The organism is Vibrio sp. OPT46, from assembly GCF_015163535.1.
GTDB classification, from domain to species: Bacteria; Pseudomonadota; Gammaproteobacteria; order Enterobacterales; family Vibrionaceae; genus Vibrio; species Vibrio alginolyticus.
Genome location: NZ_JADDYG010000684.1, coordinates 16,398 through 17,534, shown reverse-complemented (window position 1 = coordinate 17,534; position 1,137 = coordinate 16,398). Strand labels below are relative to the sequence as shown.

At 42.6% G+C, this 1,137-nt stretch carries 1 protein-coding gene; it reads left to right on the top strand.

What is annotated here, in order from left to right:
• Nucleotides 1-125: 125 nt before the first annotated feature.
• Nucleotides 126-1,137 (top strand): ABC transporter substrate-binding protein (locus tag IQR33_RS24935; protein ID WP_193844157.1); only part of this gene is annotated, 1,012 nt, incomplete at its 3' end.

Sequence of the window (1,137 nt, the reverse complement as noted above, 5' to 3'; positions counted from 1 at the left end):
CGTTTTTGACTTCTGTTGGTCGAGCTGAGTCCAAGCTTTGAATTTGTTTAGATATAGCACAGGAAGTTTAGTTGCTAAGCGTCCTGTGCTATTTTTTTGCTTTGGAATAACTCTTAGGAATCTTTGTGAACGATGTCAATCTTAGGTATCTGGATCTACTGTTAAAGCACTTTGAACCTCACCAGTATCACCTTGTTACGCTTTCTGAGCTAGAAGCGGTGATTTGCACGTCGAGGCGCAATGTTTCTATTGTGATGAAAAAGCTTGCCACTTACGATTGGGTCGATTGGCAACCTGCGATTGGCCGAAGTAACGCTAGCCGTCTCAGTATTAATATTTCCCTCCAACAAGCGATGACCGAGTTTTTGGTTGAGGAGCTTGGCAGAGGAAGAATGAACTCAATAACGAAACTTATTGATTGGTTCGGTCAAACCGCGGTTAGAGCACTGACTATCGCTTCTGAAAAAGTGAATCGATTGAACGAATCAAATAACGCTATTTTGATTTCTTCTTACCCTTGGGTATCCAAAATCGACCCTGCGAATACTTACCGTCACACTGAATTACACGTCGCGAAAAGCGTTTATGACGTATTGCTGACCCAAAATTCCAATGGTGGTATCGAGCCATCGTTAGCACACGAATGGAAAATGGAAGGCAAGGTAATGACGTTATGGTTGCGGCCGGGCATATATCGCCATGATGGTGAACCCCTTAACATACAGGATGTGGTTTGGAGTATAGAAAGACTCAGGGAGATAAAAGGACCAGTTCACGAGCTCTGGCAATGCATTGATAGCGTGGTTGCAGAAACATCTAACTGCTTAAAAATCATATTGAAGCATCCGAACAAGTTGTTTCCATACATGCTAGCAACTCCTCATGCGTCTATTCTGTGTCGAGATGTCGTCTCTTTCGGTTCTAGTTATTCCTACCACATAGGGACTGGACCATTTAAAATCAGCGGCTGGAACCAGGAGAGTATGACTCTTGAAGCGCACAAAGAGTATTTTTCAGCACGCGCATTGTTAGATCAAATAACGCTGTCTCATGGTGATGTTAAAACCTTAAATATGTTGAGCTTTAACCAAAGCTCCGATCACGTTGAAGTGGAAAAAATTAGCGCATTTTCATATT